Origin of the sequence: Chroogloeocystis siderophila 5.2 s.c.1 (assembly GCF_001904655.1) — a bacterium.
GTDB classification, from domain to species: domain Bacteria; phylum Cyanobacteriota; class Cyanobacteriia; order Cyanobacteriales; family Chroococcidiopsidaceae; genus Chroogloeocystis; species Chroogloeocystis siderophila.
Map to the genome: position 1 here is coordinate 140,207 of NZ_MRCC01000004.1, position 23,146 is coordinate 163,352.

At 43.5% G+C, this 23,146-nt stretch carries 23 protein-coding genes; 18 read left to right on the top strand and 5 right to left on the bottom strand.

Going from position 1 to position 23,146, the window contains the following annotated elements:
- The first annotated feature begins 5 nt into the window (after nt 1–5).
- The gene (locus NIES1031_RS05620) at nt 6–1,130 is read left to right on the top strand and encodes an ABC transporter permease (RefSeq protein WP_073548513.1); all 1,125 of its coding nucleotides are present in this window, start codon (nt 6–8) and stop codon (nt 1,128–1,130) included.
- Between the two features lie 28 nt (nt 1,131–1,158).
- Here the strand turns inward: NIES1031_RS05620 and NIES1031_RS05625 are convergent, their stop codons facing one another.
- Nucleotides 1,159–2,133 (bottom strand): carbohydrate kinase family protein, encoded by a 975-nt coding sequence (locus NIES1031_RS05625; RefSeq protein WP_073548514.1) that lies wholly within the window; start codon nt 2,131–2,133, stop codon nt 1,159–1,161.
- Nucleotides 2,134–2,704: 571 nt separating this feature from the next.
- Between NIES1031_RS05625 and bicA the strand changes: the two genes are divergently transcribed.
- Both bicA and NIES1031_RS05635 read left to right on the top strand, forming a co-directional pair.
- Entirely contained in the window at nt 2,705–4,447 is a 1,743-nt protein-coding gene (gene bicA, locus NIES1031_RS05630) for a bicarbonate transporter BicA (protein WP_073548515.1), read from the top strand.
- 460 nt (nt 4,448–4,907) lie between these two features.
- Complete coding sequence (locus NIES1031_RS05635) at nt 4,908–5,651, top strand: DUF561 domain-containing protein (RefSeq protein ID WP_073548516.1); 744 nt, start codon at nt 4,908–4,910, stop codon at nt 5,649–5,651.
- Between the two features lie 75 nt (nt 5,652–5,726).
- Here NIES1031_RS05635 and NIES1031_RS05640 read toward each other — a convergent pair whose 3' ends face one another.
- On the bottom strand, nt 5,727–6,857 hold the full coding sequence (locus NIES1031_RS05640) for a DegT/DnrJ/EryC1/StrS family aminotransferase (protein WP_073548517.1): 1,131 nt from the start codon (nt 6,855–6,857) through the stop codon (nt 5,727–5,729).
- 182 nt (nt 6,858–7,039) lie between these two features.
- Here NIES1031_RS05640 and NIES1031_RS05645 point away from each other — a divergent pair, with 182 nt between their 5' ends.
- The 4 genes from NIES1031_RS05645 (at nt 7,040) to NIES1031_RS05660 (ending at nt 11,261) form a co-directional block, all read left to right on the top strand.
- A complete protein-coding gene (locus tag NIES1031_RS05645; protein ID WP_073548518.1) occupies nt 7,040–7,822 on the top strand; it encodes an ABC transporter permease in 783 nt (260 codons plus the stop codon).
- A 76-nt stretch (nt 7,823–7,898) separates the two neighbouring features.
- Entirely contained in the window at nt 7,899–8,807 is a 909-nt protein-coding gene (locus NIES1031_RS05650) for an SDR family oxidoreductase (RefSeq protein WP_073548519.1), read from the top strand.
- Nucleotides 8,808–9,195: 388 nt separating this feature from the next.
- A complete protein-coding gene (locus NIES1031_RS05655; RefSeq protein WP_073548520.1) occupies nt 9,196–10,383 on the top strand; it encodes a succinate--CoA ligase subunit beta in 1,188 nt (395 codons plus the stop codon).
- Nucleotides 10,380–11,261, top strand: coding sequence for a succinate--CoA ligase subunit alpha (locus NIES1031_RS05660; RefSeq protein ID WP_073548521.1), 882 nt, complete (start codon nt 10,380–10,382; stop codon nt 11,259–11,261). The genes NIES1031_RS05655 and NIES1031_RS05660 overlap by 4 nt, the downstream gene beginning before the upstream one ends.
- 168 nt (nt 11,262–11,429) lie before the next feature.
- On the opposite strand, the gene NIES1031_RS05665 is transcribed toward NIES1031_RS05660, so the two are convergent.
- Nucleotides 11,430–12,176, bottom strand: coding sequence for a ParB-like protein (locus NIES1031_RS05665; RefSeq protein WP_218596680.1), 747 nt, complete (start codon nt 12,174–12,176; stop codon nt 11,430–11,432).
- 138 nt (nt 12,177–12,314) lie between these two features.
- On the opposite strand from NIES1031_RS05665, the gene NIES1031_RS05670 reads away from it, so the two are divergent.
- Nucleotides 12,315–13,097: an HAD family hydrolase gene (locus tag NIES1031_RS05670; RefSeq protein WP_073548522.1), complete on the top strand. Its 783-nt coding sequence runs from the start codon at nt 12,315–12,317 to the stop codon at nt 13,095–13,097.
- Between the two features lie 88 nt (nt 13,098–13,185).
- Here NIES1031_RS05670 and NIES1031_RS05675 read toward each other — a convergent pair whose 3' ends face one another.
- Nucleotides 13,186–14,679: an ABC transporter permease gene (locus NIES1031_RS05675; protein ID WP_143167714.1), complete on the bottom strand. Its 1,494-nt coding sequence runs from the start codon at nt 14,677–14,679 to the stop codon at nt 13,186–13,188.
- A gap of 184 nt (nt 14,680–14,863) precedes the next feature.
- Complete coding sequence (locus NIES1031_RS05680; RefSeq protein WP_073548524.1) at nt 14,864–15,811, bottom strand: ABC transporter ATP-binding protein; 948 nt, start codon at nt 15,809–15,811, stop codon at nt 14,864–14,866.
- A 149-nt stretch (nt 15,812–15,960) separates the two neighbouring features.
- Between NIES1031_RS05680 and leuB the strand changes: the two genes are divergently transcribed.
- The 10 genes from leuB (at nt 15,961) to NIES1031_RS05730 (ending at nt 22,941) form a co-directional block, all read left to right on the top strand.
- A complete protein-coding gene (gene leuB, locus NIES1031_RS05685) occupies nt 15,961–17,058 on the top strand; it encodes a 3-isopropylmalate dehydrogenase (protein ID WP_073548525.1) in 1,098 nt (365 codons plus the stop codon).
- A gap of 72 nt (nt 17,059–17,130) precedes the next feature.
- Nucleotides 17,131–17,346 carry a hypothetical protein gene (locus NIES1031_RS05690; protein ID WP_236738733.1) on the top strand — a complete coding sequence of 72 codons (216 nt, stop codon included), beginning with the start codon at nt 17,131–17,133 and terminating at the stop codon, nt 17,344–17,346.
- A gap of 84 nt (nt 17,347–17,430) precedes the next feature.
- Nucleotides 17,431–18,252, top strand: coding sequence for a prepilin peptidase (locus NIES1031_RS05695; RefSeq protein ID WP_073548673.1), 822 nt, complete (start codon nt 17,431–17,433; stop codon nt 18,250–18,252).
- A gap of 58 nt (nt 18,253–18,310) precedes the next feature.
- Nucleotides 18,311–18,529, top strand: coding sequence for a putative signal transducing protein (locus tag NIES1031_RS05700; protein ID WP_073548527.1), 219 nt, complete (start codon nt 18,311–18,313; stop codon nt 18,527–18,529).
- Between the two features lie 228 nt (nt 18,530–18,757).
- Nucleotides 18,758–19,678: an acetyl-CoA carboxylase, carboxyltransferase subunit beta gene (gene accD, locus NIES1031_RS05705; protein ID WP_218596681.1), complete on the top strand. Its 921-nt coding sequence runs from the start codon at nt 18,758–18,760 to the stop codon at nt 19,676–19,678.
- Between the two features lie 216 nt (nt 19,679–19,894).
- Entirely contained in the window at nt 19,895–20,092 is a 198-nt protein-coding gene (locus NIES1031_RS05710; protein WP_073548529.1) for a translation initiation factor IF-2, read from the top strand.
- A 157-nt stretch (nt 20,093–20,249) separates the two neighbouring features.
- On the top strand, nt 20,250–20,741 hold the full coding sequence (gene psbV, locus NIES1031_RS05715; protein ID WP_073548530.1) for a photosystem II cytochrome c-550: 492 nt from the start codon (nt 20,250–20,252) through the stop codon (nt 20,739–20,741).
- A gap of 226 nt (nt 20,742–20,967) precedes the next feature.
- Nucleotides 20,968–21,423 (top strand): photosystem II cytochrome PsbV2, encoded by a 456-nt coding sequence (psbV2, locus tag NIES1031_RS05720; RefSeq protein WP_236738734.1) that lies wholly within the window; start codon nt 20,968–20,970, stop codon nt 21,421–21,423.
- 117 nt (nt 21,424–21,540) lie between these two features.
- Nucleotides 21,541–21,960: a plastocyanin gene (gene petE, locus NIES1031_RS05725; RefSeq protein WP_015189025.1), complete on the top strand. Its 420-nt coding sequence runs from the start codon at nt 21,541–21,543 to the stop codon at nt 21,958–21,960.
- Between the two features lie 267 nt (nt 21,961–22,227).
- Entirely contained in the window at nt 22,228–22,941 is a 714-nt protein-coding gene (locus tag NIES1031_RS05730) for a rhomboid family intramembrane serine protease (protein WP_073548532.1), read from the top strand.
- The last annotated feature ends 205 nt before the right edge of the window (nt 22,942–23,146 follow it).

Here is a 23,146-nt window from a genome sequence, read left to right on the forward strand (position 1 = left end):
TCTATATGAAATTCCTTATTCACCTTCTAGAAAGTCGCTTTTGGGCATTATGTATTAAAGAAATTAATCAAATAATAAGAAACAAACAATTACTTTTTTTACTATTATTTCCACCAACAGTACAACTTTTAATCTTTGGTTTTGCACTTAATGCCGATGTCCAAAACCTCAAGTTAGGAATTGTAGATTATGCTAATACCTACGAAAGTCGCGAGTTAGTTGCTGCATTAACAGAAAATCAAATCTTTATTCCGCAAAATTACAGTTTGAGTCAAGAAGAAATTGCGCAGCAAGTACGCCTGGGACAAATTACGGCTGGGCTAGTGATTCCTCCAGAGTTTAATCGCGATTTGGCACAAAATAGAACTGCGGAAGTGCAAGTGATAATTGATGGAGTTGATGCAAATACCGCAGGAATTGCTAGCGGTTATGCTACTCAGATCGTTAATCAGTATAGTCGAAGTTTAGATGAGAATCTGACACCACCTTTAGTACAAGCACAAAGCGTTTTCTTCTACAATCCTGGTTTATTAAGTAGTTGGTTTTTAGTTCCTGGAGTCTTGGGAACCGTAATTACCTTAACAAGTACACTTGTCTCCTCTACAACATTGGTACGCGAAAAAGACTCTGGAACGTTAGAACAATTGTTAATGACTCCCGCAGATGCTTGGGAAATTCTATTAGCAAAAATTGCTCCATTGTTTGTGCTGTTGATGGGAGATATACTATTAGCACTCAGCGTCGCTCGTATCGTTTTTAGAGTACCGCTACAAGGAAGCTTGTTGCTATTTTTGACGCTTGGGGGACTTTACTTATTTGTAGGAATTGGTTTTGGATTGATGTTAGCGACTCTAGCAAAAAACCAGCAACAGGTCGTTTTAACTTCATTTTTTATCAATTTACCACTAATTCAACTTTCAGGAGCGATCGCACCGATTGAAAGTATGCCAGTTTTCTTTCAATACCTCTCACTACTCAATCCCCTGCGTCACTTTGTCGCCATCTCTCGCGGAATTCTCCTAAAAGGTGTTGGTATTGATATTTTATTCCCGCACGTGTTGGCACTTTTCACTTTTGTTGTCGTTTTGTTGACAGTGAGTGTCAATCGCTTTCGGAGTCAGTTGAGTTAAAGATGAGTTAAAGATAAGTGACGAGTAGCTAGTGGTTAGTAGCTAGAAACGATTCTACTTCGGCTGCGGTGGGTTGCGAAGCGATCGCCCCTGGTTTTGTTGTTGTCAATGCCCCTGCGGCGTTTGCATACTTCACGATATAGCGCGCAACGTTTGGATCTTGTAAACTACTGATACCTTGTTGATTTAACTGGTGAATGAACGCGGCGAGAAAGCTATCTCCTGCGCCTGTAGTATCGACAACTTTAACGGGGAAACTGGGAACTTTGCCTTCATTTTCTCCTAAACAGTAAGCACAGCCATGTTCGCCAGCGGTGATAAGTACGCCTTCAATCGATTCCAGCCGATAGTTAATTGCGCCTGGATCGGTGGTTTCAAATAACCATTCGGCTTCTTCTTGTGAAAGTTTGAGAAAATCGATGCGGTTGTAAAGTTTGGGAATAATTTCGCGTGCAGTCGCCTCACTATCCCAGAATACCGAACGCCAGTTGACATCTAAGACAATTTTTACATTATACTGCTCAGCTAAGTCTAAAGCGCGAAAGACCGCAGCGCGGCTATCTGGATAAGCGAGTTCTAAAGTTCCTAAGACAAGAAAGTCGGCGCTTTCAAAGAGTTGTACGGGTAACTTGTCAGCTTGCAAGTACGTATCTGCAAAGTCTTCGGTTTTAAATTCGCCAAAACCTGCAAACGTGCGATCGCCAGATTCCGAACGTACCACATAAATTTGTCGCGTCGGTGCGCTAGGATGACGTTGCACGCCTGTAGTATCTACACCTACTTTTTGTAATAGCTGTACAAGGGCGTTTCCTGGCTCATCTTCACCGACACACCCCACAAATCCAGAGGGTGTTCCTAGCTTAACTGAAGCACACGCGACGTTTGCCGGTGCGCCTCCTGGGTATGGTGTCCACGATTCGACTTGTTCAAGTGATCGCCCGATTTGATCGGCAAGGCAATCAAATAAAATTTCCCCCAGGCATAACACACGCGGATTTGTCATCGGTCACGGCTATCAACTTGCGACTATACCAGCATAAGGAGAAATCGGACATTTGCGCGTGATCGCAACTGAAATTTACAGCACAACATCAGCAGATCCGAAGTCTTTCGTTGGAGTTATTGTTTATTGCTGTTAGCGACTAGCCATTAGCCCAGTTGGTACAAATTATCCTTTGTTCTTATAGAATAATTTTAGTTAATTTAAATTATTACTTAGACTTCTTTATTACTCTGTCTAAAATCCATAGAGATTTCTCTATTAGTAATATTTAATATTTCTTTAATAATTAGTGACTTAGACTAAACTAAATCTGCATTAGAAGCTGTATTCTATTGTTTAACGTACTGCTTGAGCATATTCTTCTATTCCTTAAGGAGCATATCACTATATTTTAAATAGTGCATTTTTGAAAATCGGTGAAAGCAAGTACGTTGTTTCTTCTTTCTTCGTTGATCCCAGGCAGCTATTTATACATTTCATCATGCGTAAATAGTGCAAGAAATACACCTTATTTCTTGTCTGGTTTTATTGCATAGAGATACTTTGATTGATTCATAACTATAGCCTAAGAATGCAATTAACTAATCGTATCCATTTTCGCAACCTGCGCGGTGATTTATTCGGTGGAATCACGGCTGCAATTGTGTCGTTACCCCTCGCGCTAGCCTTCGGTGTTGCCTCTGGCGCAGGTGCGGTAGCAGGTCTTTACGGTGCTGTTTGCGTTGGCTTTTTTGCAGCACTGTTTGGCGGTACGCCCACACTTATTTCTGAACCAACAGGACCGATGACGGTAGTCATTACTGGAATTATCGCCAGTTTGACTGCAAGCAACCCAGAAAATGGCTTAGCAATGGCGTTTACAGTCGTCATGCTAGCAGGGCTATTTCAAATCCTCTTTGGCGTATTCAAGCTGGGAAAATACATCACGTTGATGCCCTACAGCGTGATTTCAGGCTTTATGTCTGGGATTGGAGTCATCCTCATTATCTTGCAGATTGCTCCGTTTTTAGGACAAGCGGCTCCTAAAGGCGGCGTTCTCGGTACAGTGCAAAGCTTACCGCAGTTATTCTCCAATATTAATCCTGCGGAAGCTATTCTAGGCGCGCTAAGTTTGGCAATTCTGTTTTTCATGCCACGCAAATTCAAGCGCATCGTCCCACCGCAACTTGTTGCCTTGATTGTTGGCACAATAGTGTCTCTCATCTTTTTTCAAGGCGTTGAGATTCGCCGCATCGGTGAGATTCCTACCGGATTGCCACAGTTGCAAATGCCCGTCTTTACTGCCGGACAAATGACCACTATGGCAGTCGATGGTCTTGTGTTAGGAATGCTAGGATGTATTGATACCCTACTTACCGCCGTTATCGCTGATAGCATCACGCGGACACAACACAATTCAGACAAAGAACTGATTGGTCAAGGTATTGCCAACATGGTTTCTGGACTATGCGGTGGATTACCTGGCGCAGGCGCAACGATGGGGACGGTAGTTAATATCCAAGCGGGTGCTAGCACCGCAGTTTCAGGACTGACTCGCGCTATCATTTTACTCGTTGTCTTATTGGGAGCAGCAAGTTTAACGCAACCAATTCCGATGGCAGTACTCGCGGGGATTGCGCTGAAGGTGGGAATTGATATTCTTGACTGGAGTTTCCTCAAGCGCGCGCATCGAGTTTCGCTGAAGGGAACGCTGATCATGTACGGCGTGCTGTTCCTGACTGTATTTGTTGACTTGATTGTTGCAGTGGGTGTTGGCGTATTTATTGCAAACATCCTGACGATCGAACGGCTATCACAGCATCAGTCGCAAGATGTCAAAGTGATTAGCGATACGGATGATGACATTATCCTGAGTCAAGAAGAAAAGCAGCTACTTGAGCAAGCGAATAGTCGCGTGTTGCTGTTCTACCTCAGTGGACCAATGATTTTTGGATTGTCGAAAGCGATCGCCCGCGAACATACCGCAATGCAAGACCACGACGTTCTCATTTTAGATTTGAGCGATGTACCTATCCTTGGTGTAACAGCTTCATTAGCGATCGAAAATGCCATCAAGGATGCGGTAGAACAAGGACGTCAAGTCTTTATCGTTGGGGCGACAGACAAAGTCAAGCGTCGGTTAGAACGTTTGGGAATTTTCGATCTTCTTCCGCCGCAGAATGTCACGATGGATCGTGTTGAAGCTTTAAGACAAGCTGTTGAATACGTTTATCGTTCAGGAAAGATTACTGCAACCAGCGATCTTTTAGTCGTTGGTCCTAGCACTGCTGAAGAATATTCCACCGATGCGCCCGATATGCCGCTTCCACAGTAGTCCGCTGATATAACTGCTACCAGCCAGCAATTGCTTTCATTAGGCTGTCTTGTTAAAAAAAGCTCTTGGGAGTCTTGCCGTGTTTCGACCCCGAGAGCTTTTTTGTTCGTATTACTCCTCACACAATTAGAAGTGTATATCGGTTCTCGCTAAACTTTGAGGAGGATGAATGACACTTTGCAGATTGTCATAACAATTTTGAGTAAAAATCTGAGCCATGGCTCAATTTCGGTGAGATTGTTTAAAAACGAACTTAGCGCGTGTCACCGTGCGGACTTATGCCGTTTCACTAAAGTTTTCACGGTGCTAAGAAAGTTATGAATTCTCAATGTTGAGTGAACAATATTTCTTTAATTCAAACCTCACCACTCAAAACTTTTCCATATTTCCCCTAGCTTCTAGCTACTGAGGAATGTCACAATGCATAGCGTAACTTCTTTGTAGCTGTGTCGGATAAATCATGACAATGCATCTTAAAATGCAGCGCGCTTTTGAACAAAGACGCGTCATCAAAATCATCAGTGGCTTGAATAACTTTGACGCAGATCGAGTTGCTGCTACGGTCATTGCAGCCGATCGCGGTGGTGCTACTTTTGTCGATATTGCGGCTGAGCCTGAACTGATAAAACTTGCTCGAAGCTTGACAGATTTACCAATTTGTGTATCAGCAGTTGCACCCGAAAAGTTTGTCATTGCGCAAGAAGCTGGGGCTGATTTAATCGAGATTGGCAACTTTGATAGTTTCTACGCGCAAGGGCGGCGATTTGAAGCCGCAGAAGTGCTGGCGTTAACACAAGCTACGCGATCGCGCTTACCCAATATCACGCTATCAGTTACTGTTCCGCATATTCTCGAACTCGATCAGCAAGTGCAGCTAGCCGAAGAACTCGTCAAAGCTGGCGCTGACATTATCCAAACCGAAGGCGGAACGAGCAGTCAACCGGCGCATTCAGGAACGCTAGGACTGATTGAAAAAGCGGCACCTACTTTAGCCGCTGCTTACGAAATTTCTCGCGCTGTATCGGTTCCGGTACTCTGTGCTTCAGGAATTTCTAGCGTCACGGCACCACTGGCGATCGCCGCTGGGGCTGCGGGTGTTGGCGTTGGTTCGGCAATCAATCAGCTGAACAGCGAAGTCGCGATGATTGCTGCGGTGCGTGGCTTAGTAGATGCATTAGCGACGCGAAATTACACTTTGGTGTAAATCATTTATCGGTAACAGGTAATGGGTAATTGAAGTTGTGTAATTCTCAGTGATTACCAATTACCTATTACCGCTTTAGCTCAGACAATCTTTCAGCGTATAAACTACCTTATCTTGCTGCTCGATTGTCATTTCTGGAAACATTGGTAAAGACAGAACTTCGCGGCTAGCTTGTTCTGAAACTGGCAAGCTACCTGGTTGATAACCAAGATTTTCATAAACTGGTTGTAAATGTAGCGCCAGCGGGTAGTAAACCATCGAACTCACACCGCGTTCTTGCAGCATTTGACGGACGCGATCGCGATAGTTGCTGTCGTTTTTTGCTAGCCGAATTGTATACTGATTCCACACGCCAACACCACGTGTAAGTTCCTGCGGAATCGCAACGGTGGGAATGTGCGCTAAAAATTCGTGATAGCGTTGCGCGATCGCCTGTCGTTGTTCGTTCCAGTGGTCGAGATAGCGGAGTTTGATTTGTAAAATCGCCGCTTGGATCGCATCTAGTCGGCTATTCACGCCTATTTCTTCATGGATATAGCGCGTTCTACTACCGTGTTCGCGGAGCATTCGGATTTTTGCCGCGATCACCGCATCATTCGTCGTCATTGCACCACCATCACCACACGCTCCCAGATTTTTTGTCGGGTAAAAACTAAAACAACCAATGTGCCCGATACTACCTACTTTTTGCCCTTCCCACATCGCCCCGGTAGACTGGGCGCAGTCTTCAATAACATATAAGTTGCTTGCTTGGGCAATTTTCATCACCGCCGTCATATCCACAGGCTGTCCAAACAAGTGAACGGGCATGATTGCTTTAGTTTTATGCGTAATTGCAGCGGTTAATTTCTCTACATCGAGATTAAACGTCGCCGCGTCAATATCCACAAAAACAGGCGTTGCACCAACCGCTGTAATCACCTCAGTCGTCGCAAAGAAAGTAAACGGTGAGGTAATGACTTCATCGCCTGCACCAACTTCTAAGGCTTTGAGTGCTAAAAATAACGCGTCTGTACCCGAATTACACGCAACGCATTCAGCAACACCTGTATAATTAGCAAACTGCTGTTCAAAGTCTTTGACAACAGGACCGCCAATATAACCACCAGAAGCCAAAACTTTTAAAACAGCATCACTTACTTCCGCTTCAATCGTTGTGTACTGTCGCACCAAATCTAGAGGAGGGATATTCACGCTTAGATCCATGAGTATTTATTCTTGAAAATATCAAATCAAATGTCGTGCTACAAGAAAATCCAGTTTCGGCTTCTTTTAAGCTTTTAGAATGAGAAATTCAATAAGTTGTTTCACGATTGAGAGGTTAGAGGTCAAAGGTCAGGGATTGGGTTTCTCTAGTCACTAGCCCCTCGTTCCTCAGGAAGAAAACTATGAACTCAACAGGATTAATTAGCTTAGATTTACTTGATTTGATGTTTGCGGTGGGATTAATTGCGATCGCCATTGGGTTATCGGCTTGGGAACGATTAGGACTCGAAGTCAGCTTAGCGATCGCCGCCGGAAGAACAATACTACAACTGTTGGTAGTTGGGTATATTTTGGCGTTTGTCTTTGCGCTGGATAATCCTTGGGCAGTTTTGGCAATTTTAGCAGTCATGCTGACGATCGCGGCGGTTGTCGCACGTAATCGTATTAGTAAAAAAATTCCTTTTGTTTTGCCGTTAGTGTGGGGAGCAATCTTTCTCAGCACGGCGGTGACGCTTGCTTACACAAACCTGCTGATTATTCAACCTGTGCGGTGGTACGAACCACAGTACCTCATTCCACTTGCAGGAATTGTTTTTGGTAGTGCGATTAATGGCGCAGCGATCGCCGGAGAACGCCTTGTCAGTACAATTAATGCAAGTCAGTTAGAAATCGAAACGCATTTAAGTTTAGGTGCAACTCCCCAACAAGCCGTCGCACAGTATCGCCGAGATGCCATCAAAGCGGGACTTATTCCGATTCTTAACCAAATGACTGTCGTAGGGATTGTGACACTTCCAGGAATTATTACAGGTCAACTCTTGAGTGGTGTCGATCCCCTCGATGCGGCATCGTACCAAATATTAATTTTGTTTATTCTGGCGTTTGCTAACTTAATTACGGCAATATTAGTGACACAAGGGCTCTGTAGACAGTTCTTTAATGCTGCCGCACAGTTGGTCAAGTAGTGGAAAAATCTCTCCTGAGTTGATATTGTTGCGTTTTAAATTAGAAGACAATATGAAATAAATAAGCAACCTAAATATGTCTTCTTTATCGGAACAGGTAATACTGATTACTGGAGCTTCCACGGGCATTGGTGCGGCGCTGGCAAAAACTTTATCCGAGCGGTACATGGGTATTCGGTTAGCGATCGCTGCCCGCAGTGTCGAGAAACTCGAAGACGTCGCTGATTTTTGCCGCAAAGTGGGAGCCGAAGTCTTAATAGTACCTACAGATCTAGAAAAGATTGAGCAAGTTGAAGCAATCGTCGCAAAAGTCATCGCACACTTTGGTCGCATTGACGCTTTAGTGAATAATGCCGGTTACGGACAAATGGGACCTGTGGAATTGATTCCTATCGAAGCAATTCAAAAGCAATTCCAAGTTAACTTAATTGCACCACTGGCGCTGATCCGTGCTGTTGTGCCGCAAATGCGAAATCAAGGTGGCGGCAGAATTATTAATATTAGTTCCTTGGGAGGAAGATTAGCTTTTCCCTTCGGAGGTTTATATAGTTCGTCGAAATTTGCATTAGAAGGGTTGAGTGATGCCTTGCGAATGGAACTTGAGCCATTCAATATTAAAGTTAGTGTCATCGAACCTGGACCTGTTAGCACTAACTTTTTTGCCGCATCAGCCCAAGCAGTAGAAGAAAATGTTGCCGCGCCAGAAAAAAGTCCCTACCGTACGGCATTTACCAAACTCAAAAACTTAGAATCACAAACAAGTCGTCAAGCTTGGAAATCCGAGCGCGTTGCTGAAGTCATTATCAAAGCGTTAGTTGCGCGTAACCCACGTCCGCGTTATGTCGCGGCAACAGGTGGCAGAATCTTAATATTTATGATGACCAAAGTATTGCCAACAAAAATAGTAGACGCTTTTTGGCAGAAATTTTATGGTATAGATCTGGTAGCAAAAGACTGGCAAACTAGTCAAGCAGCAAGGAAGTAAAAAGTTATGTAGTTGATTTCTATGGAAATTGCTTTAAGGAATTAATTATCAGGGATGAAGAAATAGCGATAACCAATACGTTAAAGTATGAATCAGTTCAAGAAAGGGTTGGAGGTCAACTGAGAGGGTAGAAGGCAGAAGGGAAGCATTTATATCTCACTCTAGCTTGATTGCGGCAAGTTCCTCTATTGAGTGATGAAAAATAAACAACAGATGTGTTTTGCGAAACACAGCGCCAGAAATACGATACTGAGGTATAAGGCATTGCAGTCGAGACAAGGCATTTCTTGTCCATAGTTAATCTGCCAAATTTATCGATGAAAATTCATCAAAGCCCTCTACCTTCTATTTTCTTAATCTTCTCAAAGCTGAGCGTAACAAGCTAAACATGGATCTATTAGAGTACCAAGCAAAGGAATGGTTTAGGGAGATGGGCATACCTGTCTTGCCGTCGCAACGCATTGACCGCCCTAGCGATATCAAACGGCTCAAAATTCCTTATCCTGTGGTACTTAAGTCGCAAGTACGTGTTGGTGGTCGAGGTAGGGCAGGAGGAGTGCGATTTGTGACGAATACAATCGATGCGATCGCCGCTGCGCAAACAATTTTTCATTTATCAATTTTGGGTGAATTACCCGAAGTCTTGCTCGCAGAAGCCAAATACGACGCGGATCAAGAGTTTTATTTAGCTATCGTCTTAGATGCAGCGGCGCATCGACCACTACTTTTAGGTTCTCCCCAAGGTGGTATTGATGTCGAATCAGCACCCGAACTCTTACAGCAAGTCGTCGTTGACCAAGAATTTTCCCCATTTTATGCGCGACGCTTAACGATCAAAATGGGTCTACACGGACCGCTAATTCAATCAGTCAGTGGCATCATCGAGAAAATGTATCAGTTGTTCGTACAGAAAGACCTAGACTTAGTGGAAATTAATCCTCTCGGTGTCAGTTCGACAGGAGAACTTATGGCACTCGATGGCAAAGTCAGCGTCAACGACCGCGCGATCGCGCGTCATTCTGATGTCGCCGCGATGGCGGAAAAAATGGTACAGCGCGAGAAAGGACGCAAGTATTCGCTAGAATTAGGAACTTGGGATGAAGTCGATCCGGCAAGCAATATCGCGGTTTTGGGTAACGGCGCAGGTTTAGTCATGGCGACGATGGATTTACTTACCGATGCTGGAAGTAAGCCAGCAATTTGTCTCAATATTGGACATGGCAGAAGTTGGAATGCAACAACACCCAGCTTTAGCGATCGCCTGCAACAAGGACTCGAATTCTTGAGCGAACAAAAAAATATTCAAGTTGTGTTAGTTAATATTCTCGGTACGGTGCCAACCCCCGCAGAACTAGCACAAGTGATTGTGAATTTTGTGCAGCGTCGAGAACGAATGACCACTAACAGATCGCGTACGCAATCATACTCGCCACGCGTCATTGTGCGGTTTGCAGGTGCAGAGATAGACGCTGCGAAAGAACAACTTGCTACAGTGCAAGTCTCTGTTGCTGAAAGTCTAGATGAAGCGGTATCACAAGTAGCGCGTTTTGCCAAGTCCTCTGGAAGAAGAAAATGAAACTAACCCCAGAAAGTAAAGTTGTCATCCAGGGCAATTGCGAACCACTTATGGCAACGCACGCCGCCCGCATGAAAGCCTATGGCACAAATGTGATCGCGGCAATTAGTCCAGGACAAAGTGGGCAAAAGCTTGATGATATCCCTGTGTTTGATTTAGTCGAACAAGTAGTAGCAGCATTTGGGGCGATCGACACGACAATTATCTTAGTGCCTCCGTATCAAGCACTCGATGCGGCTTTGGAAGCGATCGCGGCTGGAATTCGCCAAATTGCCATTATCCCTGCGGGAGTACCACCGATGGATATGGTGCATCTATTGCGTAAAGCTGAAGCGACAGAAACTTTAATCGTTGGACCTAATAGCCCTGGAATTATTGTCCCAGGAAAAATTCTCTTAGGAACTCATGCGAGTGAATTTTATACTCCAGGATCTGTGGGAATCGTCAGCCGCAGTAGTACGCTAACTTATGAAATCGCTTTAGAGTTAACTAAAGCAGGTTTAGGGCAATCAATTGGTGTTTGTATTGGCAGTGACGCGATTACAGGATCTTCTTTCCTGCAATGGCTGCAAATATTAGATGAAGACGAAAATACCCAAGCGATCGTCTTAGTCGGAGAACCTGGAGGAAATAGCGAAGAAGCCGCCGCCCGTTATATCGCCGAAACAATCGATAAACCCGTGATTGCTTATATTGCTGGTAGAAACGCGCCCCCAGGTAAACACTGGGGACATACAGGGACTCTTGCTGCGGTTGTCGGACGCGGTGTGAATATTGGGACTACCCAAAGTAAACTCACCGCATTTCAGGAAGCCAAAGTCCCTGTTGCGGATCGCCCTTCTCAGATTCCAAGCTTAGTAAAAAAGGCATTGAAGTAACGGTAGTTTCATACTGTTTCGTTTTGAAGTTGCTACAAATAGAGAGCAGAGGAGAAATTACTCATTCAGTCAAATGGTATAAAGTATCCGATTTGTAATAAAGATCAGAGGCATTGCCTTGTTAATGCGCTTACCTTCAAATACCTCCGCACAGGAGTTTTTATTGCTTCACTTAGCTTTTGACGCTGACCCCTCCCCAACCCCTGCTATATAACCTGGTAATTTACTCGCTTGCGGTTTTCGACACAGAATGAGTGCTTCATTAACCGCTTTTGTAAATTCCTCGTCCGTGTCCTCAAACGATATACGTTGGCGAAAGTAATTCCCCCACATAAATTCTTGAAAGGGAACGTTAGATTCTTGATACCCGCCTGCTTCCAAAACAGCCCAAGCTAAACTCCGATACTTGTCATCCTGCAATTGGGCTAAGTTAGCAGGTATTTCATTGGGTTCGATGGAATTTCCATCCTTGTCATACAAATAAACCCACGCATTCTTCTGCATCATTTGCCAAAACTCCGCTTCTGTCCAGTCTTTACAGTTTTCTAAAACTTTGATGTATACGGTTTTTCTTAGCCCTGTTAGCTGGATAGCACGGGCGCGATGATGATGATCCACGACATAAGGAAGTCCATCAGGTGCGATCGCCACCGGAAGAAAGTGTTCGCGCAGATAAGCATCCAACTCTTTGCTACTCATGGCTTTGAATTGTTGAACGCGATAGTTTACCTCGCGATAACCCAACGCTGGCTGGGCTGGATGCAGCAAAGAAACTTCAATTTCACTGAGTATACCAGCTGGTAGTTCACTTGTGTATTTCGGCATTTTTGCCATGTTGAAAAATCCAAATCCTGCAACAAAGAGATAGGCAAGTATCAACACAACAAATGTAGCGCGGTTAAATTGGACTTTCACAACAAATTACAGCAACTGATTCGCGGTTTGAGCTTGAGCAAAGTGCAGACGTTTGAGTATTAATTAAGGATAACGGTAAAACCTAAGATGTTGGTACACAGTCAAATCACAAAGCGATCGCACTTGATAAAATAACCTATGACCTTTGCTCCTTTGTCACAATTCGTTGCTACCCATGCTCGCAATATTCGGTTGGTAGCTACAGATATGGATGGTACGCTAACGCAGAATGGTAAATTCACAACGGAGCTTCTACAAGCATTAGCAGACTTAGCGTCCGCAGGTATTGATGTGTTAATTGTTACAGGACGCTCGGCAGGTTGGGTAAGTGGTTTAACAAATTATTTACCCATCGCAGGAGCGATCGCCGAAAATGGTGGTTTATTCTATCAATCCGGTAACGAAAATCCCTTATTTTTAAAAGCGATTCCTAATCTAACTCAGCACCGTACAAAACTCGCGCAATGCTTTCAACAACTTCAAACTGAATTTCCTCAAATTCGCGAATCGAATGATAATTGTTTTCGCATCACCGATTGGACATTTGATGTCTTTGGGCTGAATCCTACTCAACTGCAAAAACTAGGAGAACTTTGTCAGGTTCAAGGTTGGGGCTTTACCTACAGTAATGTACAGTGTCACATTAAACCACTTGGGCAAGATAAAGCTGTCGGGTTATTGCAAGTTTTACACCAGTACTATCCTCAACTGACTTTAGAGCAAGTTATCACTGTAGGCGACAGCCCAAATGACGAAAGTCTATTTGATGCGAGCAAATTTCCGCTTTCTGTGGGCGTTTCCAACGTGTTGCATTACATTGAGAAACTTGCTTATCAGCCGAGGTATATCACCGATGCTGCTGAGGGTAAAGGCTTTTGTGAATTAGCTCAACCTTTGATCCTAGCTTCAGGAAAAATCTAAATTTGAAATCATTTGATAGGCAATCAATCTTAGCAACTCACAATCAATAATTATGACGCTTGTTGCGTAAATCTTGACTCACAAATAATCATTTAGATGCTGATTCACCAATTTTTTTGATGTCATGCATCAGCTGTAAAGTGCATAATCCCAAGATACTCCATTGCATCACAATCACTAGCCAAATACTAACTTGACTAGTTGATTGAGTCACTACCCAAGCATAAGGCGTAAACAACCACAGCAGGGAATTATCGCTGGAGTTACGCGCCAGTAAGTTCAGAACTATAACAGGTAAGATTGTAACAATGGCAAAAACTCCAGTTATCCAAAGTGCTGGCTTTTGAACTATTCTTAATGTAATAATTTGCGTAATTACTGCACAAAACAAAATGAAATTGTAGCAAATTAACAAACTAAATAAGGCTGGTATTTTTTCTGATGCTTCTAAGCTAAAAAGTATCCAAGAAACTAAAAATATTGAGGCGATCGCTAAATTAACCACTATTACTGACAGGACTGAACTCCAAACCAAATTTTGAATTGGTTGTTCACCATGATGATATCTTGCATCACTTTGTATGCCTTGTCTGGAAGGTTTTAAGAATAGAATTAATGCCAAAAACATAACCCAGTTAAACATGAGTAAAAACCGATAATGGTAAATCATTCCTTCCTTCCATGCAGGCACAATTCCTTTGACTACAGTAAAACCTATAATGACGGTTTCAAAAAAAACTAATAAAAGATAACTTTGTTGTTTATTCAGTAAAGTTTTTTGAGGATGCGAATAACATCGTTTGATTGCTTGCCAAATCCAATAGCTACAGAGGCTGTAATTCAATAACGCACTCATAACTAAATTGGCAGCATTTGCACCTAGCAAAACATTATACCAATGCCTTGAGTAAAGCGATGTGGGCAAAAGTAGCCCCTCGTCTATATAATTTAAATTTAAATGAGTTGCTTTAATTAAATAAGAGATTATTTGCATTGGAGAAAATAAAAATAGCCAATCAACTAAAGTACCTGTAACAGAATAATGAGTTGTAAGCAAAAATAATAGAACTGCACCACTAGCCAACCAAGGAGCAAATCCACAGGAGGAACTAACTAAGCCAAATAAAATTGCTGTACTATAAAAGAAAAAGCATCCAGCAAGTAAAAAAATATAGAACTCAAGAATTAAAAATAAAGAGATTTCAGCACTCAGCCCCGCGTATAAATGTAGTGGAATAGCCAAGATAGCTACTAAAAACAGTAAGCTAGGAACTCCCAACAACTTACCAGATAGTATAATTTGCGGCGGTTGGGGACTAAGACGAATAAAATTTAGTGTACCTCGCCGCTGTTCATTGGCTAAATTATAAACTAATAAATAAACACCTCCCACTAAAAGTATCAAAACTCCAAGTATGCTGAGGATTGTAAATAAATTTGCCCACCATAGTTGCCAATGAATCACAAAAAATCCTACAGAATCTCGCAGACAGTAAGAATTAGTGAGGCAATATTTATTGATAATTGGTATTGTAGGATCAAAATCCAGAGGGAGTTGACTTTGAAAAAATATTATTAACAAAAACTGTCCCAGCAGCGAAACAATGGTAGCAATTAATAAATGACTAATGCGGATTTCTTGAATTTCTCGCATCAATTGAGGATTCAAATCTCCTAAGCGATCAATCCACTTCAGTTTCATCTTTCCTCTGGTTCGATTTATAAACTTTCAAAGTTAGTGCGATCGCCAGCTTTTAAGTTTTAGTCTAGGATGCTTGGTGATGACCTAAATTGAGGAAAATTGTTTCTAAGTCGTCTTGCGTACAATGAAAATCATTCAAAGTGATACCTGCACTAACAAGCGATCGCAACAATTCTGCACACGCTTTTTCATCACCATCAAAATCTACGCGCACCTGCTTTGGATTGATAACTTCCCACGCTTTGACTAAAGGATTGTTCTTTAATTCTATTTGGAGTTCTTTTAAATCGCCTAAAGTTGATAACAAAATTTGACGACGACTTAAACGCCAATACAAATCTTGCAACAGCGCACTCTCAACGAGATAACCAAGTTCCATAATCCCCACCGACGTGCATAATTCGGCTAAATCACTTAAAACGTGCGAGGAAATTAAAACTGTCATTCCGGCTTCTTGGAGTACCTTGATAATTTCGCGGAACTGCATTCGCGCAACAGGATCAAGACCTGAAACCGGTTCATCAAGTAAGAGTAAAATTGGTTCGTGTAGAATTGTTCGCGCTAGACTTAGACGCTGTTTCATTCCTCGCGAAAGCGTGGCGATAGAACTTTGGCGCTTGTATTGCAGTTGCACAAGTTCTAAAACTTCATGTAATCGTCGCGTGCGACGCGGTTCCTTGAGGAAATATAACCGTGCAAAATAATCGAGGTAATCCCAAACTGTGAGATTATCGTACAAAGGAAAATCGTCAGGGAGATAACCCAAGCGGCGTTTCAGCGTAACATTACTTTGGTCTAATCGTAGGCGATCGCCAAGAATATAAATCTCACCCTTAGTCGGTTCTTCCGCCGTCGCCAACATCCGAATTAACGTTGTTTTACCCGCGCCATTAGGTCCAATTAACCCATAGACTTCACCCGCTGCGATTTGCAAATCAACGTCATTGACGGCAATATGACGGTCAAATTGCTTCGTTAAACCGCAAGTCCGAACCGCGAGTTCGCTTGCCATAAATACTTAATAAAACATTTTCACGAGCGTAGCGTATTTCTTCAACGATACATAATACGTTCTCAAAACTGTAACCATGTTCAATACTTCTATCCCTCACCCCTCCTTTGCTGTATGATCAATGACTTGCAAGCGTTGCCAGAAAAACTATGACTACTCAGTACCGTATAACCCTCTTACCAGGCGATGGCATTGGTCCAGAAATTATGTTAGTCGCGGTAGATGTACTGAAGGTAGTGGGTAAGCAGCTAGATATTCGTTTTGAATTTCAAGAAGCCCTGATTGGAGGTGCGGCGATTGATGCGACAGGAGAACCGCTACCACCGACTACATTAGAAATGTGTAAAGACAGTGATGCTGTTTTACTTGCGGCGATTGGTGGTTACAAGTGGGACAATCTACCGCGTCATTTACGCCCAGAAACCGGATTACTTGGATTGCGTGCGGGTTTGGGGTTATTTGCCAATTTGCGCCCAGCTAAAATTCTGCCACAGCTAATCGATGCCTCTAGCTTGAAACCGGAAGTTGTTGACGGCGTAGATATCATGGTTGTACGTGAACTCACTGGCGGAGTTTATTTTGGTCAACCCAAAGGCATTTTTACCACCGAAACCGGAGAAAAACGCGGTGTGAATACAATGGCGTACACCGAAGCCGAAATTGATCGCATCGGGCGTGTCGCGTTTGAAACCGCACAAAAACGTCAAGGAAAACTTTGTTCAGTCGATAAAGCGAATGTTTTAGAAGTCTCGCAGTTGTGGCGCGATCGCATTACCCAATTAGCCACCGAATACCCTGATGTCGAACTTTCGCATATGTACGTTGATAACGCCGCGATGCAGTTAGTGCGCTATCCCAAGCAATTTGACACGATTGTTACTGGTAATCTTTTCGGTGACATCCTTTCGGATGCTGCGGCGATGTTAACAGGAAGTATCGGAATGTTACCTTCTGCAAGTTTAGGCGCTTCTGGTCCTGGAGTGTTTGAACCTGTTCATGGTTCCGCCCCCGATATCGCGGGACAAGATAAAGCGAATCCTCTAGCGCAAGTTCTGAGTGCGGCGATGATGCTGCGCTACGGATTAAATCAACCAATAGCCGCCGATCGCATTGAAAATGCGGTATTGCAAGTTTTAGACCGCGGCGATCGCACCGGCGATATTATGTCTCCAGGAATGAATCTCTTGGGCTGTCGGGCGATGGGTGAAGCTTTAATTGAAGTTTTAAGTGGCGAGTTAACTCATTAAAACTGACAGCAAGGTGCAACAAAAATTAGTAGTGCATATAAAATCTAAACGATCTTAATCGACCTACTAGAATTGAGTGACCCTATACTGCTAAGAGCGGCTCGTCAAATATATCTCACCTATCGAGAATTGCGACCAGACACCGCAGAACAACCAACAGGCGTGGTAATTAATCGCTTAACCTATCGTGGGAGGTTACTTTTTTCCAAAAAACCAATTCTTCTACCTTTAGAGGAATTCATCCCCATCGTTGAAATTGAAAGCAACGAAGACGAATCTGATTTTTAGTCACTGATTGCGAGTGCTTCAAAAAAAGTAGGGAAACATAATTAAAGAAAAAAGCCCTACGTCTGTTTGTAGTTACTCTTAATGATCGACCTTCTATTTACGAGCTTCGCAAATTTCATTGTATTTGCATTAGGAGCATCAATTGGTAGCTTCATCAATGTCGTTGTTTACCGTTTACCAGCTGGAGTATCAATCGTTTCACCGCCTTCGCGCTGTCCGCGTTGCTTGCATCGCTTAGGTAAAGGGGAAAATATTCCCGTTTTAGGTTGGCTACGATTAAAAGGGCGCTGTCGTCACTGTCATGCGGCGATCGCAGTCCGCTATCCGCTAGTAGAAGCCGCGACGGGCTTGATATTTTTACTCGTTTTTTGGCAGTTTGGTATTTCGATTCAAACTGTAGGATATTGGATATTTTGCAGTTGGCTATTGGCGCTGTCACTCATCGATCTCGATACAATGACGCTACCTGATCGCTTGACAAAATCAGGACTCGCGATCGGTTTGGTTTTTGGTGTCGTCGCAGGTTTAATCGTACAAGCCCCTGTCAATGGAGTCGTGTATCACTTGATGTCGCGAGTTGTTGGCGCGGTGTTGGGAATTTGGATATTTGATGCGATCGCGCTTTTCGGTTCGCTGGCGCTAGGACAAGCTGCAATGGGCGCAGGAGACGCCAAATTAGCCGCGATGTTAGGCGCCTGGTTAGGGTGGAAATATCTCTTGTTAGCGGGGTTCCTAGCGTGTGCTATTGGCGCGTTTATCGGTGGCGGGGCGATCGCTTTAGGTATCCTCTCGCGGCGGCAAAAAATGCCTTTTGGTCCTTTTCTCGCACTAGGCGCATTCATTACAATTTTTAGCGGCGACGCGATTCTCGCTGCGTATTTCCGGTTAATCTTTCCCGCGATTTAGAATCTAGTAACGGCTCCCCAGTTCTATCCTGAATCCTCGGTTTTGCTAAAATCTTCTTGTGTCATGGATTACGCTAAGAACTACGAGCAGGCGCTGGGAAGCCGAGTTAATGTGTCAATTGTTAACGGCGCACGACATTCCAGCGCGCATAGTTGATTTGGGAATAACGTCTTATTTTGGCAGTGGTAGCCCAGCCGCTGTACAAGTCCACGCTCAAGACCAATGGGCAGCGTTACTTTTACTCAGTCCGATTGAAGTTGATGATAACGAGCCATAAACTGACTGGCTATCTCGCCCGGATTTTTACTGATGAACTATTAATCGTGATCGCACTGTAAGCTTAGAACGTTTTAAAAATTGCAACATTAGCAATTATCTCGATTTTCACCTCCTGCCTTTTGCCTGTCGCGAGCCAATCCAAAACTAAAAATTATAGGAGTTTATTTCCAAGCGGCTCCCGACTTGATTAATATAAATAATGCTACTCAAAATATGGCACAGTTTAATGTCTCTGTTTGATTGGTTTGCAAATCGGCGAAAGTCTGGTCCTATTAGCCAGGAACGTCAGGAGCGTGACATTGCTGATGGGTTGTGGAGTAAATGTGTGGCTTGTGGAGTTTTGGCATATACCAAAGACCTGCGAGCCAATCAAATGGTTTGTCCAGAGTGTGGACATCATGTACGGGTAGATAGCAACGAACGCATCCGACAATTGATCGACGCGAATACCTGGCAACCACTCGATGAATCTATCAGTCCAGCTGATCCGCTACAATTTCGCGATCGCAAAGCGTATAGCGATCGTCTTCGTGAAACTCAGGAAAAAACGGGGTTAATCGATGCTGTCCAAACAGGTTTCGGGCAACTTGACAAATTTCCGGTTGCTTTGGCGGTGATGGACTTCCGGTTTATGGGCGGTAGTATGGGTTCGGTTGTTGGCGAAAAAATCACGCGTTTAATCGAACGCGCTACCCAAAAGCGCTATCCCGTGATTATTGTCTGTGCATCAGGTGGCGCAAGAATGCAAGAGGGAATGCTCAGCCTTATGCAAATGGCAAAAATCTCAGCTGCGTTAGAATGCCATCGCGAAGCGCGACTCTTATACATCCCTATTTTGACAAATCCGACAACCGGCGGAGTCACCGCCAGCTTTGCGATGTTGGGAGACATCATTATCGCTGAACCCAAAGCAACGATCGGGTTTGCCGGTCGCCGCGTTATCGAACAAACGTTACGCGAAAAGTTACCAGAAGAGTTTCAAACTGCCGAAGATTTATTACAGCACGGCTTTGTCGACGCGATCGTGCCAAGAACTCAACTGAAAAAAACTCTAGCGCAGCTAATCGACCTGCACCAACCGGTTGCTCCTACTCACCATCAGATATTGCAACTAGAGACAATTGCTTTAACTGCCAGAGAGGGATGAGGAACGAGGATTAGTTTTAGGTTTTGAAGTGTGAAAAGTTTGTCAACTCAACACATACGGGTAAGAAATGTCTTACCCCTCACAACTCGTAACTTCCCTGACCTCTGACCTCTATATTGATCCCCAATCCTTATTAAAAGTAAACAAATTGCTCAGTGACATGATATTGATATTAGAGCAGCTTAATCTCTAACTGTCACTTAACAATCATTAATTATGGGTTTTGCAGATGTGTCCATTGCAGAATTAGCAGCGGACTACAACCTCACGGTAGAAGAAGTATTTTCTTTGTGCGAGCAACTGGGTATTGCTTACAAGTCCTCTAAGACTCGTCTGCCCTTAGAGGATGCCAAAGCAATTATTTCCCACGTTATGGAGAAGAATTCAGATTCTCAAACAAAGACTTCTACATGATATTGCGTTGGAACCTAATTGTATTAGTGTCGCGTATTTCCAGGTGCAAAGCCCATAATTGGCAAGCGCCATCACAACTCAAATGAAATGTGCTTCAGAAAGAGATTAAGCTACCGCTATAAAGCTGTGTTGAGGTCGAAATTTTTAAGAGGAAACAATGTTTAAAAGATTGATCGGGCTTGCGGTGGCTACTATATTGCTGACATTCGGTGTAATTGTTGGCAATGCAGCCGCAGTGGAACTAAGCGAAGCTGTACGGACAGTACCGCTGAATAACCAAGGTGATACCATTGTGCTGAGCCTCAAACAAGTCCAAGAAGGGAAACGCTTATTTAACTTTGCTTGTGCGCAGTGTCATGCTGGAGGTGTCACCAAGACAAACCAAAACGTAGGGCTAGATCCCGAAACGCTTGCTTTAGCAACACCACCCCGCAACAACATTGAAGGGCTTGTCGATTATATGCACAACCCCACCACCTATGATGGTGAAGAAGAAATTGCGGAGTTACACCCAAGCACCAAAAGTGCGGATATTTACCCAGCAATGCGGAATCTTACCGAAGACGACTTAGTGGCGATCGCAGGTCATGTTCTGCTTCAGCCGAAAATTGTTGGCGATCGCTGGGGCGGCGGCAAGATTTACTACTAAAGTCTTGTCAAAAAGCGATGAGCTTATAGCAATTAGTTTTTAGCAAAACCCTGAATAGTTAACCAACTAAATCAAAGCTAAGAGCTAATTGCTTTTCTATTATTTGGAAAGCAAGCTTAACTTTTTTCTACAAGTATCTCCATTTCTAGCCACTCACCCTATCGTAATCGTGTTTCAATCTAAATAAATGTTAAGTACAAGCTGTGTGCGCCGTGTAATTATACTTTTGTCTATCGTTGTCGTTTTGTTACTACAGATTACCCCCCCAGCCCATGCCGCTGTTGACCCTTATCTCGCGCGCTATTTGCGTCTTAAAGAACCAATCGCCCTAGAAGTTGACGAACAAGGGACTACCCGCGAGTTTTCTCTCGAAGAGATATCACAAGGCAAAGTGCTGTTTGAAAATAACTGCTTAAACTGTCACGTAGGCGGCGCAACACTTCCAGATCCGCAAACTTCACTAGCACTCAACAAACTCAAAGGCGCAAACCCTCCTAGAGATAATGTGAATAATCTCGTCGCCTTTCTTCGACAACCTATGACTTATGATGGTTCGGAAGAAACGTACTGGTGTCGTCAAGTACCTGAATCGTGGATGACACAAGAGGAAATAGAAAGCTTAGCTGCGTTTGTTCTGACAGCAGCACAAAAGGCTAAAGGCTGGGGTACAGAAAGCTTCTAAGCAACTTTCTCTCGTTTTTTTTTGATAAGAAAAAATGTATCTATGACAACTCGTCGTACTTGGTGTTTGTTTTTATTTAAAATTAAATAGCGACAATACACCTCTTTGGAGAAAACTATGAAATCTATTGCTGCAACTTTGCGGCGCTTCGGTACAGTTGTATTAGCACTCGTACTCGTTGTCGGTAGCTTTGCGTTCTTTGCTCCTACAGCAGCAGCTGAAACTTATCAAGTTAAACTAGGTTCTGATAAAGGAATGTTAGTTTTCGATCCAGCAAAACTGACGATCAAGCCTGGTGACACAGTTGAATGGGTGAACAACAAAGTACCTCCCCACAACGTTGTCTTCGATGCAGCGAATAATCCTACTAAGAGTGCAGATTTAGCGAAAAATCTGTCTCACAAGCAGTTGCTGATGACTCCAGGTCAACAAGTCAAGACCACTTTCCCAGAAGATGCACCCGCAGGCGACTACACTTATTACTGCGAACCTCACCGTGGTGCTGGTATGATTGGCAAAATCACTGTTGAAGGCTAATCCTACTCCTCGCGTGTTGCGTGGCATAAATTAACCTCGCACAAGACAACCTCTACTGATGCCTCAGGAGTCATAAAATCAACTCTTGGGGCATTGTGATTGTTGAATTGGAAGAGTTTACCCTCACATCCCCCACTGGGCTACGCGTACGTATAGCCGCATTAAGTCATGCTCCCACATCGGATCGTTGCTAAATCCATCCACTAGTTAGAAGATATAAGTTAAAAAATTGGTTATTGTGATTGCCAGTTTCGCACAATAAATCGCATGGTTCCTATTCGAGATAATAATCCCACATCAATTACGCCTTATGTGACCTATGGGCTGATTGCGGCTAATATTCTGGCTTTCTTGTACGAAGCTAGTCTACCACCACAACAACTTGATGCATTTTTCCATTTAGCGGCGATCATACCGCGTGAGTTATCTGCTAGCTTTGCAGGAATTCCGGTAAATCAGCCTGTACCAGAGTGGGCGACGTTAATTACATCGCAATTCCTCCACGGTGGTCTTTTGCATTTGGGAGGAAATATGCTGTTTCTGTGGATTTTTGGCAATAATGTCGAAGATCGTTTGGGACATTTTAAATTTTTGTTCTTCTACCTCGCTTGCGGCGTTTTAGCAGGATTGGCGCAGTGGTTCTTCTCGCAAAGTTCGTCAATTCCTTCTTTGGGTGCGAGTGGCGCGATCGCTGGCGTGATGGGTGCATACATTATCCGCTTCCCCACGGCTGAGGTGTTAACATTAATTCCTTTAGGATTTTACTTTCCAGCAGTGCGACTTCCCGCGTTTTACTTTCTCGGTTTTTGGTTTCTCCAACAAGCTGCTTATGGCGTCGCCAGTTTAGAAGCCCGCATCAATATTGGTATGGAAAGCGGTGGTATTGCCTATTGGGCGCACGCTGGTGGTTTCGTTTTTGGAGCGATTTTAGGTCCAATCTTAGGTCTATTTAAGGACGATTCGCAGCAAGAATATCTCTAAGTACAGAATGTAAAGGGAAAACATTTTCCTTTTACTTCTGCCATCTAACTTTGTAATAAAATTATGTAGGATAGCTTTAAAATTTAGCATTCATTGTTGTTCAGTTGGAGAGAAAATACGATTACAACTGCCTAAAGATTGAATCACAAACAAAATTGACTGTAAAAAGACATCCTTGAAAATAACAAAGCATTGAGCTTTTAGT